This is a genomic window from Pandoraea vervacti (assembly GCF_000934605.2).
In the GTDB taxonomy this organism is placed as follows: domain Bacteria; phylum Pseudomonadota; class Gammaproteobacteria; order Burkholderiales; family Burkholderiaceae; genus Pandoraea; species Pandoraea vervacti.
The window spans coordinates 2,297,500-2,312,503 of sequence record NZ_CP010897.2 but is presented as its reverse complement, the minus strand read 5'-3'; the positions used below and the strand labels follow the sequence as shown (position 1 = coordinate 2,312,503).

General features: G+C 64.5%; 8 protein-coding genes. 6 read left to right on the top strand and 2 right to left on the bottom strand.

Features of this window, described 5'->3' with window-relative positions; translation table 11 throughout:
* The first annotated feature begins 33 nt into the window (after positions 1-33).
* Both argA and UC34_RS10485 read left to right on the top strand, forming a co-directional pair.
* Positions 34-1,383, top strand: coding sequence for an amino-acid N-acetyltransferase (argA, locus tag UC34_RS10490; RefSeq protein WP_044455491.1), 1,350 nt, complete (start codon positions 34-36; stop codon positions 1,381-1,383).
* A gap of 204 nt (positions 1,384-1,587) precedes the next feature.
* A complete protein-coding gene (locus UC34_RS10485; protein WP_044455490.1) occupies positions 1,588-1,866 on the top strand; it encodes an oxidative damage protection protein in 279 nt (92 codons plus the stop codon).
* Positions 1,867-1,935: 69 nt separating this feature from the next.
* On the opposite strand, the gene UC34_RS10480 is transcribed toward UC34_RS10485, so the two are convergent.
* Together UC34_RS10480 and rpiA are read right to left on the bottom strand one after the other, a co-directional pair.
* Positions 1,936-3,012, bottom strand: coding sequence for a serine endopeptidase (locus tag UC34_RS10480; RefSeq protein ID WP_044455489.1), 1,077 nt, complete (start codon positions 3,010-3,012; stop codon positions 1,936-1,938).
* Between the two features lie 15 nt (positions 3,013-3,027).
* Positions 3,028-3,720 carry a ribose-5-phosphate isomerase RpiA gene (gene rpiA / locus UC34_RS10475; protein ID WP_044455488.1) on the bottom strand — a complete coding sequence of 231 codons (693 nt, stop codon included), beginning with the start codon at positions 3,718-3,720 and terminating at the stop codon, positions 3,028-3,030.
* 207 nt (positions 3,721-3,927) lie between these two features.
* Here rpiA and tal point away from each other — a divergent pair, with 207 nt between their 5' ends.
* The 4 genes from tal (at position 3,928) to UC34_RS10455 (ending at position 14,995) form a co-directional block, all read left to right on the top strand.
* Complete coding sequence (gene tal, locus UC34_RS10470) at positions 3,928-4,887, top strand: transaldolase (protein ID WP_044455487.1); 960 nt, start codon at positions 3,928-3,930, stop codon at positions 4,885-4,887.
* Between the two features lie 500 nt (positions 4,888-5,387).
* Positions 5,388-8,456: a deaminase domain-containing protein gene (locus tag UC34_RS10465; protein WP_044455486.1), complete on the top strand. Its 3,069-nt coding sequence runs from the start codon at positions 5,388-5,390 to the stop codon at positions 8,454-8,456.
* A gap of 275 nt (positions 8,457-8,731) precedes the next feature.
* A complete protein-coding gene (locus UC34_RS10460; RefSeq protein WP_157123135.1) occupies positions 8,732-11,551 on the top strand; it encodes a hypothetical protein in 2,820 nt (939 codons plus the stop codon).
* Between the two features lie 669 nt (positions 11,552-12,220).
* Positions 12,221-14,995: a hypothetical protein gene (locus tag UC34_RS10455; protein ID WP_157123133.1), complete on the top strand. Its 2,775-nt coding sequence runs from the start codon at positions 12,221-12,223 to the stop codon at positions 14,993-14,995.
* Positions 14,996-15,004 lie beyond the last annotated feature (9 nt).

Here is a 15,004-nt window from a genome sequence, read left to right as displayed (position 1 = left end):
ATATAATCTGCGCATGTTTGCGCACGTACACCCATGCTGACCGAACCCGACCCCGCCCTGCAAGACGAAGAGACCGCCCATCAAGCCCAGTTCGTGGACTGGCTGCGCTCGGTCGCCCCCTATATCCATGCGTTCCGTGACAAGACCTTCGTGGTTGCCTTTGGCGGCGAACTGGTTGCGGCAGGCGGGCTCGACTCCCTGATTCAGGACGTCGCGCTGCTGTGCGCCATGGGCATGCACATCGTGCTGGTGCACGGTTCGCGACCGCAGGTCGAGGAGCAAATGCGCCTGCGGCATATCGAGTCGCATTTTGCCCAGCAACTGCGCATTACGGACGCGGCCGCGCTCGAAGCGGTGAAGGAAGCGGCCGGCGAACTGCGTCTGGACATCGAGGCATCGATCAGCCAGGGGCTGCCGAACACGCCAATGGGCAATGCGCGAATCAGCGTGGTCTCGGGCAATTTCGTCACCGGGCGCCCGGTCGGCGTGGTCGATGGCGTGGATTTCCAGCACACCGGCGTGGTTCGCAAGGTCGATGCCGAATCGATTCGCCTGTCGCTCTCGAACGGCAAGATCGTGCTGCTCTCACCGCTCGGTTTCTCGCCCACGGGCCAGTCGTTCAATCTGACGATGGAAGACGTGGCATCGTCCGCGGCGATTGCGCTGCGCGCTGACAAGCTGATCTTCATTACCGAGACGCCCGGCGTTCTGAACGAATACAACGAGTTGCAACGCGAACTGACGCTAGAAGACGCGCAGCGCATGCAATCGCAGGGCACGATCGACCGCGACTCGGCGTTCTATCTGAAGTACGCCACACGCGCGTGCCGTGCCGGCGTGGGCCGTGCGCACATCGTGCCGTTCTCGCTCGATGGCAGCATGCTGCTCGAACTGTTCTCGCACGATGGCGTCGGCACGATGATCTCGTATGAGAATCTGGAAAGCCTGCGCGAAGCGACCATCGACGACGTCGGCGGCATTCTCCAGTTGATCGAACCGCTGGAAGCGGACGGTACGCTGGTGCGGCGCGGGCGCCATCAACTGGAGCGCGACATCGATCACTTCTCGGTCATCGAGCACGATGGACGCCTGTTCGGCTGCGCGGCGCTCTATCCCTATCCGACCGAGCGCATTGGCGAGATGGCCTGCCTGACCGTGGACCCGGAAGCGCAGGGATCGGGCGACGGTGAACGCCTGCTCAAGCACATCGAGCAGCGTGCCCGCGCACGCGGGCTGGAGCGCCTGTTCGTGCTTACGACGCGCACCGAACACTGGTTCCTCAAGCGAGGCTTCGTCAAGGCCGGTGTCGACGATCTGCCGGCCGACCGACGCCGCCTGTACAACTGGCAGCGCCGCTCATTGGTGCTGATCAAGAAGCTGTAACCCTGGCGGGCAGCCCTGGCGCGTACGCGATGCCGGCCTTGCATCGCGCGCCCTGCCCCCCATATCCGGATATCTGCCGCCGCGCTTTTTGCATCATTCGCCCCGGTTTGCCCGATTTGCCCATTTGCCACTCGATCACGGCAATCCGGCGCTCGCGTGCGGCGTTTCTTTACCCCAATACGACGATCACGAAGGAGTCCCCTCATGGCCCGCATGGTTCAATGCATCAAGCTCGGCAAAGAAGCCGAAGGTCTCGATTTCCCGCCGATGCCCGGCGAACTTGGCAAACGTCTCTGGGAAAGCGTCTCCAAAGAAGCCTGGGCCGGATGGCTCAAGCAACAGACGATGCTGATCAACGAGAACCGCCTCAACATGGCAGACCCGCGCGCTCGCCAATACCTCGTCAAGCAGACCGAAAAGTACTTCTTCGGCGAGGGCGCCGACGTGGCGCAAGGCTATGTGCCGCCGCCGAGCGCCGAGTAAGCGCGCTGGATAAGTGGGAGACGCTGGTGAGGGGTTACGCCCGGGAGCCATCCCGGGACCCTCACACCATCACGCCGCAGGGCTGACACGCGCCTGCGGATCCGCATTCGCCCCGGTGGCGCGCGCGCCACAGTGATGGCAGAAATGCGCGAACGCGTTCTTGCGCGTCTTGCACGTGCCGCAATGGTCGAACAGGCAGATGCCGCAGTGCACGCAGTAGTCGCGCTCCGGGTCGTCGAGTTTCACGGGACGTTCGCACCCCGGACACACTGCCTTGGCCAGGCGCGCCTGCGCCAGATCGTAGGACAAGGTCTTGCGCCGCTCTTCGTCCGGCAATTGCTCCTCTGCCTTCTGCCTGGCCAGATAGCGCTGCAGGGAGACGATGGCATACCGGCCGATTAACACCGTCAACACAATGCCGACGAGGTATCGGACGTAGCCGCCGTAGTCCGGCAGATACGGAACCAGTTCCACGAAGAAGGCGAAGAGCGCGAAGAAGATGAAGCCCCACACGAACGGCCACCACGTACTCTTGCGCTGCCGTACGAACAGCCAGCCGGCGACGGCCAGCAGCGGCAGCGTCAACGCCAGCCGAATGCCGAAGACCTTCAGTTCCTGCGAACGCTGAATCGCAGCAAGCTTCTCGCTCGCCGCGTCGTTCAGCGCAAAGCGGGCGTTGCGCGCAGACTCGAGCGCGCGCTGCGCATCCAGATGACGGGATTCGAGAGTGTCGACCTGTGTCTGGGCGTCGCGCTCGGCGGCCTTGAGCGTATCGAGCGCGCGCGTGCGAGACACGAGTTCGGCGTCCTGGCTCGCCTGCGCCGTCGCGGTGCGCGTGGCGACCCAGTCGTTGAACGATTCACGTGCGTTGCGATACGCCGTACTGCGCGCCTTGAGCTGCAAGCGCGCCGTCTCCAACTGACTTTCGACGTCTTCGAGTTGCGTCTGCGCCTGCTTGATCGCCGCGTCGGCACGTTGGGCCTGCGCGATATCGACAAAGGACGCGAGGGTTGGCGCAGGGGCGACGCCCGGCAATCGGTCGACGACGAGACCGCCAAGGCCAATCAGAAACGCCGCAAACAACACGGCGATCAGCCACAGGCCGCGGCGGAACCAGGTTTCGGGAAGACGACGCGATCCAGCCATCCTGCCCTCCTGAACTCAGTCTTTGTAATCGATGGAACGCACGCCCGAGGCCGTGCCCATCAGGGTCAGGTCCGCACCGCGTTGCGCGAACAGCCCCACGGTCACCACGCCGGGAATCTGATTGACCTTCGCCTCGAACGCGACCGGATCGATGATCTGCAAGCCATGCACGTCGAGAATGGCGCAGCCGTTGTCGGTCACGTACGGGCTGCCGTCGGCGCGCACGCGTGCCTGCGGCTTGCCGCCCAGGGCTTCGAGCGCGCGTGCGACGCTCGCCTGGGCCATCGGAATGACTTCGACCGGCAGCGGAAAGACGCCGAGCACGGCGACTTCCTTGGAGGCGTCCACCACGCAGACGAACTTTTCGGCGACCGAGGCGACGATCTTCTCACGCGTGAGCGCCCCGCCCCCACCCTTGACCATATGGCCGAGCGCGTTGATTTCATCGGCGCCGTCGACATACACGGGCAGGCTGTCGATCTGATTGAGGTCGAACACTTCGATGCCATGCTTGCGCAGGCGCTCGGTGCTCGCTTCGGAGCTCGACACGGCGCCGCGATAGCGCCCCTTGTGGGCCGCGAGCGCGTCGATAAAGCAGTTGGCCGTGGACCCGGTGCCCACGCCGATCACGCTGCCCTCGGGCACGTGTTGGTTCACATAATCGGCAGCAGCCTGGCCGACCAAGCGCTTGAGTTCGTCCTGGGTCATGGGGATTTCCGGCAAAGTTTGGTAAAGTCGGAAGTTTACCGGAGGCGGGCGAGACGCGCCGTTTTTCGTGGCCTTGCCGCCCGGACGCTTCTCCGATGTTCCGGCCTGTTCAGCTCGCGCCGCCTGCGCCGCCCTCGTCGCATTGGCGCTCGGCTGGCGCAAGCCGGATTTCATGTCACGCTGTGCAATTCTCGCAAGGCCGCTCTCATGAACCTGCTCGACCAACTCAAGCGTCACACCATCGTCGTGGCCGACACCGGCGACTTTCAGGCGATGGACGCCTACAAGCCGCAAGACGCCACCACCAATCCCTCGCTGATTCTCGGCGCCGTACAGAAAGACGCCTATCGCCCGATTCTCACGCGTGTGGTCGGCGAGTACCGCGCCGCGTCGACGGACGAGATCATCGATCGCCTGTTGATTGCCTTCGGCCGCGAAATTCTCGACATCGTGCCGGGTCGTGTATCGACAGAGGTCGATGCGCGCCTGTCGTTCGACACGGCGGGCACGGTCGCACGTGCCCGCAAGCTCATTGCAATGTACGAAGCCGAAGGAATTGAGCGCAAACGCGTGCTGATCAAGATTGCATCGACGTGGGAAGGGATTCGCGCGGCCGAGATCCTGGAGCGCGACGGCATTCGCTGCAACATGACGCTGCTCTTTTCGCTGGTTCAGGCGGCGGCTTGTGCCGAAGCCGGTGCGTGCCTGATTTCCCCGTTCGTCGGCCGCATTTACGACTGGTACAAGAAGTCAGCCGGTGCAAGCTGGGACGACGCCGCGATGGCTGGCGAAAACGATCCGGGCGTGCGTTCGGTGTCGAGCATCTATCGTTATTACAAGCACTTCGGCTACGGCACGGAGGTCATGGGCGCGAGCTTCCGCTCGACGGGCCAGATTCTCGCGCTGGCAGGCTGCGATCTGCTCACGATAAGCCCGGCGCTTCTTGAGCAACTGCGGACGACCGATGGCGAAGTCAAACGGCAGCTCGACGTCAAGGACGCGCGCGCTGCCGTCATCGAACGCGTGAAAACGGACGAACCGTCGTTCCGCTTCGCACTCAATGACGACGCCATGGCCACCGAAAAGCTCGCGGAGGGCATTCGCGCATTCGCGGCCGACGCCATCAAGCTCGAAGGGTTGATTGACGCGGCACGCGCCGGACAATAATTGCGCGGAGCGTTTTCTGAAAGTACGCAGCTTGACCCGACGTAAGACTTCGCAGCACGTTCACTTCGTGCACAAGCGCTTACGGCGGGTTGGCGGCGTCAGCATTGCCGTGCGTCTCGTCGCCGGCGATCTGACGCCCCGCCATGATTCCCCGCATTCACGTCTCGCCGCCGCCTCCACCGCGCGCCCCCCTGCCTCCCCCCGCACCGCATCGTGGCGCTTCGGGAGCGAACCTTGCACTCTCCCCCTGCCAGAAGCGATCGAGTGAATTTGTCGATTTCGCGTCGTCGGCAACCGCCGGCAACGCGCGTCACCGCCATCCCCCGTGGCGCGAGCTGATCAGCAACCCATCGCCCGTCAAACCGAGCGACTTCAGCCTGCCGCCCAAGCCCCCGAAAACCCATACTGGCCCCAAAGCGGCGCGTCGGCTCGTCTTTGACGTCCTTGACGTCCTTGCCCCGTCTACGTCGGACTCCGCGACCGCGCTATCGCGCGTACGTGTGCTGCCCGCGACACCGACCACCTCGGCCACGCGCTCGCCACCGGGCGCCGCCACCGCGAATCCGACGTCGAAGCGCGATGCGCCAATGGGACTGTTCGTGCACAACGACCAGTACGTCAGAGTCAATACGTCGGGCAGCCGACTTTCGGTGCTTTCGGCCGATAACGCGCAATTGGCCGGGCTTCCTCCCGTCCCGCAGCACCTCGATACGATCGAGGGCCGCCTGGCCGACACAGCGCCGATTGCGCAGACGCAGCGAGCGGCCGCGCAATCGGACATGTCGACGCAGCCACCATCGTCATCACTGGTGTCGCTCACGTTGACCAACCTCGTCGCAGGGATTCCCTTCGAGAAAACGGTCTTCGGCATGCGCCTGCCGGGACAGCCGTCGTCTATCGTCGTGCAGGCGGACAGGCACCGGTACTACGTGTCGCATCGGTTCCGGCCCGAGTCGGCGTCGAACGCTTTTCACCGCCTCGACCCCGACGTGCCCGACGATAAACGTCTCATCGACCTGTACTGCGAAGGCAAGCAACAATTCAAAACGCCGGCTGCCGAACTCCGACGGACTTCCAGCTTTCGGAACGTGCTTCGGCAACTCGAAGCACAGGCGCCGCCCAGACCAAAGTCTCGCCCCTTATCCTGTGCGAGCGATGAGGCCGTGCGAATCTTTACGTCGCAAAACGCACAGCAGGCGTTCGTCTGCGCCAACAAGGCAAGTCTGTCGAGCCGCAACCGGTTTCATCCGGAGCACAACGGGTTCGACCTGGCCGTCTACCGGACGATACTGGGCCCGGAGCTGGTATTCGAAACCGACGGCGAATGGAATATCGGCCATGCCGCCGGCGTTGCCGACCTTAAATCGCAACTGCGGGAGAACAACTTCGCTTTTGCCAGTGTCGAGACGCCGTCAGGACGCAAAGTGTACTTTTCCCTGTCCGGAGGCATGCGTGCCAAAGACGTCACCCTCGCCATCCATCGGACGATGGGCGACGCTGACGAGGTCGCCATCGGGCCCATCACGTTCATCGATGCGAAGCGTCGCCTGGCACGTGCCGTCCTTGAATCTCCGGATTCGCCAAGCAAGACGGCGATGCAGATGAACTTGCCGGTGCTCGATCCCGCGTGCGCAACGACGGCTGACCGCGTGAACGACGCCGAACAGATTATCGCGACGGTGGTCGCTCGCGACGCCAGACACGCCCCGCTCGTGGGCGGCATTCACTTCAACACGCTGCTCGACACCTGCGATTCGTGCGCCAGCACGTTGGCCTTGCTGCAAACGCAAACGAAGCGGCCGGTAAGTGTGGTCTACCATCGGGACTATGGCGTGACGACGGCCAACAGCCGGAATCCGACGATTCTGGCCATCCAGCAATTCGCCGCCGCCGTCAACGAGCTTCACGCGCATCTGATCACCGGCGACATCGCCGCCATGATCCACGTTGCGCGCCGACTGCCCGTGCCGCCCCTCCTCGACGCTTTGTCCAACGCCCTGCTGCGCTTCGACGGCAGGTTCACCGACGCGGCGCATCTCGGCCTCATGAGCAACGCCTGCTACCTGCGCCTGCTGGGCGTGCTCGCACGCACCGAGATCGTCCGGACCAGAACGATCACCGACACCCTGCTATCCCCGGAAGGAAAAGCGTATGTCTCGCTGCTCGCCACTCGTGTCGCCATGCATCCGATGCTCGCGCGCGCATGGGTCAGTCTGCTCGACGACCTGAAGAAAGCCGGCGCGGATCGCGTGGTATTGATGCGAGTCCTGTTGAGCAAACCCGGCGGCTGTGGACGATGCTTCTATGTGGAGCTCTTGCGTGCTGCGCACACGCCGGGCGACGTCCGAAACGCACTGGTCGCGTGGCTCAAATCCGCCGATCTGGTGCCCCGGCTACGGGAATCCCTGGCCTTCGTGAGCCTGCGCACGGCCGTCAAACTGACAGCGCGCAGGTGGCTACAGGTGGATGTGGCGCAACCGCTGACGTTCGAGCATGTGACGCTCAAGGAAGTCCTGCTGAGCGCGAGGGAGTCGCTTTCCTTAAGCGCACTCAATACGGCAGACAATCTCCGGCTGGCAACGAAGATGCGCGAAGCCATGCCAACCATCAAGACCGCCGAAGTCCGGGCGTTTCGCGACATGATCGACAAGCTCGTCGCAAAGGCGTGGCATGACGTCTTGCCGAACAGCGCACCGCCCGCTCACATCGCGAAGGCGATCGTCGAGACGCATGGCGCCGAATATGGCAGTGCCGTCGCCGCAGCACGCAAGCAAGCGCGCGACGCGATCATCGACGAGCACGTCGCCGTGTATGCCGAATTCCAGCGCCGCCATCCGGGCGCGAGCCAGGACGCGCTCCAGTCGCAGTTCGAAACATGCTTGCGAGCGGCCAGGGCGGCCTACCTGGCGACGATCGCGGACACCGCCGAGCCGGCAGCGACGGTAACGTCGAGCACGCAATCGCAAGCCGAACGCAGCGCGCAAGAGGCTGCCAGGAAGGCGAAAATGCGCAAACACACGGAAGCTGCACTGACATCCGCTCACGTGAGCGCTCTGAGCGCAGCGGTGCAGGCGGCGAACGACGCCATGCGCGAGAACGTTCGCAGACAAGCCGAAGATGCCGCCTGCGCCGCGAAGGTCGATGCCCGAAAGGCGGCCGCCATGCAGGCCGAGCAAGCCGCCGTGCATGCGGCAGCCATCGTTGCTGGTCAGGCGAAGCAATGGGTTCGCCATGAGGTGAACCGTCAGGCGCAGGACGCCGCATGCGATGACGCGCGAGCGCAGGCGACGCAAACGCGGGCAGCACGTGGCGCTGAACGTTCCGGTGAACGTGGCGGCGAACGTGCGGCGCAAACGATGCCGTCGCAAGGCACCTCGCCTCACGCCGACGTGGGCGCGGCCACCGCCGGCGCGGCCAATATGCCGGAGGGGCTGGAAAACGTGTACTTCCCCGCTGTACCAGAAGGCCCACCGCAGCGCGCGCCACGCGAGCACGAGATGGCGTACCGACTCGCACGGCTAAGAGAGGGCAGCGCGCATGCGCGCTTCGAACCGCCGCAGCGCTCATAAGCGGCACGCCTCGCGAGGACCGTAGCCCCATCGTTAGCCCATCCGCCCCATCCCCGCAATATCGCATTGCGCTTTGCACACTACGCACGCATTCCATGCTATCGAGCCCTTCTGCAAGTGCCGTCACGCCAGGGGCGGCCGCCAGTCCGGAGACGCCCCGCCCGGCACTCGCCGCACCGACCCACCCCAAACTCCGCTGGAAGCAGGGGTATCGCCTCACACGCACGGCGCGCCCGCGAACGTCCGTACAACGCCACACCTGGCCGCCCATGGAGATGTCCGACACTCCCCCGACCGCGGCGACGCTGGTGCGCCCCGGCAGGCTTGCCGCCGGACATGGACAGGTGACGCCGCAATCGCGCGACCTCGTCGCCGAGCGGCGTGCCGTCACGTTGCGTGCGCCGACTGCGTCCACCGCGCCGCTTGGGCCGAATGGGCCGAATGGGCCGAATGCGTCGCTTGGGTCGCTTGGGTCGAATGGATCGAATGGGTCGATTCAATCGATTGGGACGAATCAGTCGATTGAGTCGGGCAGGTCGATCGGCCCGGTCGGCTCCGTCGACACGGATCCGCCGGGAATGCCCGATCTGGCGACGGCGATCCGCTCGCTCGTGACGCCCAGCGCCGTCATCGCCGCGCCGTCCGGCTCGCTGACGCTGATCCCGGACACGGCGCCGCGGCCCACGCAAGCCAGGTGCGCGGCCCCTCGCGACCGGACGGATCAGGCGGTTGCGCCGCCCGCCTACGAACCCATTCTTGCGAGTCGGGGCGCGTTCGACCCCGCAATGCATGAGGGCGTGGCACACATTTTTCAGGCGCTGCTGGGACCGGAGGCCGTCTACCGAACGGACACCCGATGGAACATCGCCAGCCCAACGGCCGTGGTCGAACTGCAAACGAAACTCGGCACCGCAAACCTCATGTTCGTCGCATACGCATCCCCCAGGCGCATGGCGATCTACTTTGCTCAGGACATCGACTCGCATCACGCGGTGGCGCCGTTGCTGCATATTCACGCATACATGGGTGATCGGCACCGCGTCGACATCGGGACGGTTCGCATCGTGGACGCCAGACGCCGTATCCGATGCGCCCCCGGCAGATGCGGCGCTGGCTCGGCATTCGCTCGCAAACCCGACGCCCCCTGCACCGTGCCCGGCGCGACAATGTCCGCCGAAGTCGCGATTGCCGAAGCCATCGCCCTCGACGCCAACACCACGCCCGTGCGCAGTCGCATGTCGGTCGGCCGCCTGCTTGAGGTCGAGAGCACCAGCATTGGCATGCTCAGGCGCTTGCGAAAGCTCACGTGCCGCCCCATCGACTACGTCTTCCTGAGAGATCCGGCCGTCCGCGTGGCGAACAGCAGTGCCCCGACGATCAGGGAGTATCAAACGCTGGGGGCACTCGCGAATCGCCTGCGCGATCTGAGGATCACCGGGCACGCGCAGCCAATGTCGATACACGCGCGCCGACTCCTTGACGAGGATATTGTCACGTCCGTCGCCCGAGGCCTCGACTATTGCGCCACGGATTCATCCGAGACCGCGCGGCTGAGCGTGGCGTGCGCCGTCCTTTACCTGCAACTGCTGGGCCGACTGATCGACGATCGCATTCTGACGGCCCGGGCGGTTTGGGACATGCTCAAGACCCCGGCCGGCGCGTATCTGAGCTCAATGCTCGGGTTTCGCGCGCGCGCCCTGCCCGACTTCGACGCCGCAATGGTCGGCCTGTTCGATGCCATGACGGAAGCGCGCATGCAACGCAGAAGCATCGCCAGCGTCGTCGTACAGCCCCCGGATTCGGAATACGACGGCCTGCTAAAAGAACTTGCATCGTCCTGGGGCAATCTTCCGCAACGCGCCAAGGATCTGGTCCAGGAACTCGAAGGCAGACGCTTTGCCACCCGAACCACCCTGATGTTATGTCCAAAACGCATCAAGAAAATCCACGATCGGGCCTTTACGACGCTCGATAAGGCCTCGAGAATTCTTGGCCCCCGACGCATGACGCAAAACGTCCCGGTCGCCGACATCCTCGACCGATTTCGTGAAACGATCACTCCCGCTGCCATCGCCCGGATGTCGAGAACGCACATGGAAGCCACCGTGCGGGCAAACTCGCCGACGCAGACGTTGGCAGAGCAGCGCAAGTTCCAGGCGCAGGTAAAGGACGCACTGGACGACGCGTGGCGCAACGTCCTGCCCGCAGAGGCGGCGCCGCCCCCCCATACCCGGGCAATGCTCGAAGACGCCTGCGCCGCGTACGGCGACGACGTGATCTGCGCTCGCAAACCCGCGCTGGACCGCATTCGGGAGATGGCGCTCGACAGGTACGAAGCGTTCGTCGCCCGGCACCCCGACGCGTCGAAAGCCCATGTAGCGCAAATGTTCCAGGCGAGCATCGATGCGACCCGGTCGCAGCACAAGGCGCTCATGGAGGCCGAGCGCGTCGCCCCCGGCGCATCGACGCAGACACTGCTTTTGCATGGTAGCGAACAGGTCACCCGAGCCGCGCAGGCGGTGAAGCTCAGTCGGCTTGCGACGTTAGCCACCGTTGCCTGCACCGCGAAAGCGACGCTCGACAATGCAAAGCGTGCCGCCGACGCCCACGCATCGCACCATCGACGTCTCGGGCAACGGCAGGCGGAGGCGAGCGCCGTGTCGCGGGAAAGCGCCCGGTTGCGCACGGCCGCTCTGGTACAGATGGCCGCGCCGCCGGGGCAACGAACCGAAGCCGACCCACACGGGCAGGAGGGGGCAAGACGTCAGGGACATGCGCACGCCACATCCGATGCGCTACGGCGGGCAAACCTCGCCCGGCATGCGTTTTCCTCGCCATCGCTCGCGTCAAGCACGCTCAGTCTGACGGCAAGCGAAATGTCGTTTGGGAGTCTTCTGCAAAGCCTGCCCGAATTTCCGGTGGTGCCGTGCGAGTCGCCCGGCGGCCGACGCGGCGCGTCGGGCTCACCCCAACACGCCCAACAATCTCAGCGCTCCGAGCGCTCCGAGCGCTCCCAGTCCTCCCTGTCCTCCCGGTCTTCACCCATCGACGCTCAGCCGGAAACACGCATGAGTCCCGGGGCGTGCACCGGTTGATACCGTTCGCGCACACCTCGGATACGCCGGTGTCTCGCGGCCCGGCATGCAACCCGGGGTCACGACAGACACGCGTAATGGACCCGGCCAAGTGCCCAAACGTCGTTTGTGCGGGCACCCGCCACACTATCCGCGCCGGCCTCCAGCGGACCGCGCGCAGGCTGAGCGATTCCTGAAAGGCCCCGAACAGGCGGACGACAACACTCGCGTCACCTTGACTCTCTTCGACGTGCCGCGTTTGTTTCGGCCTGCGACGCAAATCACCGCGGGCCGCCGAGTGCGGGCGTCGCATCGACTGCCATGATGCCCCATGCGATGTCCGCGACCGCCGCACCATCATCCGTGTCATCAACCGTGCCAACACCGAGCGCGTCTGCGCAGGAGACCCGGGCGCCTCTGAATCCGAAGCGCCGGTGGGCGAGAAATTATCGAAGTGCCGAGCTTCTGGCGCAAGCACGTATGGGCAGCGAACACCTCCCGCTGTCGAATGCCCAACCGGGATCGGTACGACTGCGATCGCGCTCGCCCTCCATGCCCGACCTGATGAAGCCGGGCAGACACGCCCCCGCGACGGTGGTCCTCACACCGGCGCAAATGCCGTCATCCTTCGTCGACAGGCAAGGCGTCCGACGATTTTCCGAATTGAGCGCGTGGCCGAGTCGCGAATCGATGACCCTGCATTACCACAGCGAGCGGGACGCTTCGGGCAGTCCTGCGCCACGTGCGCCACGTGCGCCAGCGCCCGGCGCAACACGCTTCGATTCCCGCCCGTCGGTCGAACTCGTGCAGGCACGTATGGACGGCGTGAACATCGCCGACCTACAACGCCTTGAACCGGCGATTCGGAAGTTCCTTCTCGATAGCCGTATCGGCGGCATTGGTGAGCATGCGGTCAAAAAAAGCGAGCGCACCACGCCGGATCTTGGCGCGCACCCTGACGATATCGCGGCGTTGAGCATGCCGTCCTCGCAGTATCCGGTGATTCTCACCTGTCGCAAGGCGCTGGATCTGGACGCCGTCGATCTACTGCCGATCGACACGGTGGCGGTCGGCATGGCCGACGTCGGGCTGGAGGAACTGGGGATCCCCCCGCCTGTGCATCCGCCCGCCGATACCCCCCAAACGGCGCCGGACGTACGCGACATCATTCCGAAGCTGTATCAACAGATGCTGGGCGTGAGCGCCGTGTTTCAGGTCGACGGGAAATGGAACATCGGAACCGCGTCCGGCGTGGCGCAGATGCAAGCGCGCCTTGACGTCAGCAATCTGATGATCGTGACCTTCAGCACGGCGAGCACGACATATCTGTACTTCGCCCAGGACATCGACCCGCACCAGAGCACCGCCCCGATGCTACCCGTGGAGTGGCTCATGAATCACGCGGACACCTTCGACGCCGGGCGGCTGAAGGTTGTCGACGCCAGACGCCGTGTGCGCAATGCCAGCGCCCAATCGGCCGGCGCCTCCGCGTTCGCGTACAGGGGAATACGCCCGGCGATTTCGTCAGTGCCCAGACAGGCCGATCAGGTCATCGCCAAGGCGATCGAACTCGACGTCAAAGACCACGAGATCCTCACGCGTCTCCATGTGAACCGTCTGGTCGACGTGGAAGCGTCAAGCGCCGATATGCTCTTGCCGCTGCGCAAAGTCACCAACCGCGCCATCAACTATCTCTACCTGAGAGACGCCGGTGTACGTGCGGCCAACAGTCCCTTGAGGTCCGTGCGGGGACTGCAAAGAATGGCGTGCATCGTGAACGAAATCCGCGACCAGTGGATTCTCGGGCATCGGGCGAGCATGACGCTATCGGCGCAGAAACTGTTCGACCCGCGCCTGCTTCAGAATTTCACGAATGCGCTCGACCATGCCCACGACGACTCGAAAGCGACGTCGGCGCTCTTCAGCAAGGCCATTTCAGCGTATTTGCACCTTCTCACGGCATTGATGGCCGACAGCGTATTGACGCCGCTGGCGGTCTGGGACACGCTCAAGACGCACGACGGTCAGCGCTTCACGAGCATGTTGGGCGAGCGCACCCGAGTCGTGCCCGCGTCCCACGTGGGCCCGAACCGGGCGCGCGGCGACGCGGCACCGGCACGCGCCTATGTGCGCCTCATGGATCAGTTCTTCATCCAGCACCTCTTTGTCTCCAGCATCACCAGTCTGCTGGTCGCAGAGCCATCGCTCAAATGCGAAGGCTTCTATCGCAAGGTATTCCAGGCGGCGAAGCCCGGCAACGCCGTGGCGCCGGATGCTGTCGCCATCCGGCACGAACTCGAACGCAAGGGCTACGTGGGACGAACGGCAGCCGTGCAGATCAGCAAGAAGAACCTGAGATCGATGCACCGTCATGCGTTTCAGGTGCTCAACGAGACCTCGGCGCCGCTGCGCGACAACGACCTCAAGCATGCCGAATTCGACAGGCTTGCGCCGGTAGACAAGTTGCTCGATGGATTGCGCGAGCTGCTTTGCAGCGAAACCTTCGAGCGCATGGAATCCTTCAGCTTCACGACCACCCTGCGCGAGGACATGCCGACCCTCCCCGTCAGTGAACATCATGCGCTTCGCGACATGATGGTATCTACGGTGGAAACGGCGTGGAGCAAGGCGCTGCCCCGCGAAGCACTCCCGGCGAAGGTCACGAGATCGCTGATCGAGTCCGAGGGCAAAGCGCTCGGCCATCACGTGGCGCAAGCCCGCAAACCTGCCAGAGACCAGATCATCGAGCGCGCGGGTCAAGCCTATGTGCAGCACCTGCGGACACACCCGGACGCCACTAAAGCCGACTTGATCGCAGCACGAGAACGCATCCGTGCGGCCGCCATGGACGAGTACCGCAAACTCGTCGGCACGCACAACGCAAGAACGGAGCGCGTGGCCCACGCGGCGGCGGCCCTCAGTGCAGATCATGCCGCCACCCGCGCGAGCGCCTTGATGACACAGCGGGTCGCGGCCGCTGCGGCCATCGGCACGGCAGCGCCGAAGGAAAGCGACGCCTTCCCGTCGCAATTTGCGCAGACGGCCGACGCCCGCGCAAGAGAAAGGGAAGCGACAAGGCAAGGATTGGCCGAATCCCACCAGACGTTTCAGGACGTCAGGAACACGCTCGCCCGCGTCGTGCAGGACAAGGCGCTGGAAAAGTCGATAGCACAGACAAAAGCCCGTGCGAAACGGGAGTCCGAAGCGCAGATCGCATGCGCCGCCGACGCCTACCGTAAAGCGATGGCGCAGGAACCGCATGCAAGAGCGTCCACGTGGACCTGGCAGCGGGCAGCCGAGTCCTTCAAGTCCGCCTCCCGGCTCTCGGTCAGTTCCGTCGACTCGGACGAAGCAATGGAAACAGCGTTTCGCATACTGCTGCCCGACCCACCCGCCAGCCCCGTTGGCGCTCGGCAACGAGATCCGGGATCCGGCAGACAGGCCGATCCGTCAGCAGGCCATTGATCGATGACC

Bases quoted from the DNA above. Each gene is read 5' to 3' on its own strand.
- UC34_RS10455 (WP_157123133.1), top strand. From the start codon at position 12,221: ATGACCCTGCATTACCACAGCGAGCGGGACGCTTCGGGCAGTCCTGCG.
- rpiA (WP_044455488.1), bottom strand. From the start codon at position 3,720: ATGACCCAGGACGAACTCAAGCGCTTGGTCGGCCAGGCTGCTGCCGAT.
- tal (WP_044455487.1), top strand. From the start codon at position 3,928: ATGAACCTGCTCGACCAACTCAAGCGTCACACCATCGTCGTGGCCGAC.
- argA (WP_044455491.1), top strand. From the start codon at position 34: ATGCTGACCGAACCCGACCCCGCCCTGCAAGACGAAGAGACCGCCCAT.
- UC34_RS10460 (WP_157123135.1), top strand. From the start codon at position 8,732: ATGTCCGACACTCCCCCGACCGCGGCGACGCTGGTGCGCCCCGGCAGG.
- UC34_RS10480 (WP_044455489.1), bottom strand. From the start codon at position 3,012: ATGGCTGGATCGCGTCGTCTTCCCGAAACCTGGTTCCGCCGCGGCCTG.
- UC34_RS10485 (WP_044455490.1), top strand. From the start codon at position 1,588: ATGGCCCGCATGGTTCAATGCATCAAGCTCGGCAAAGAAGCCGAAGGT.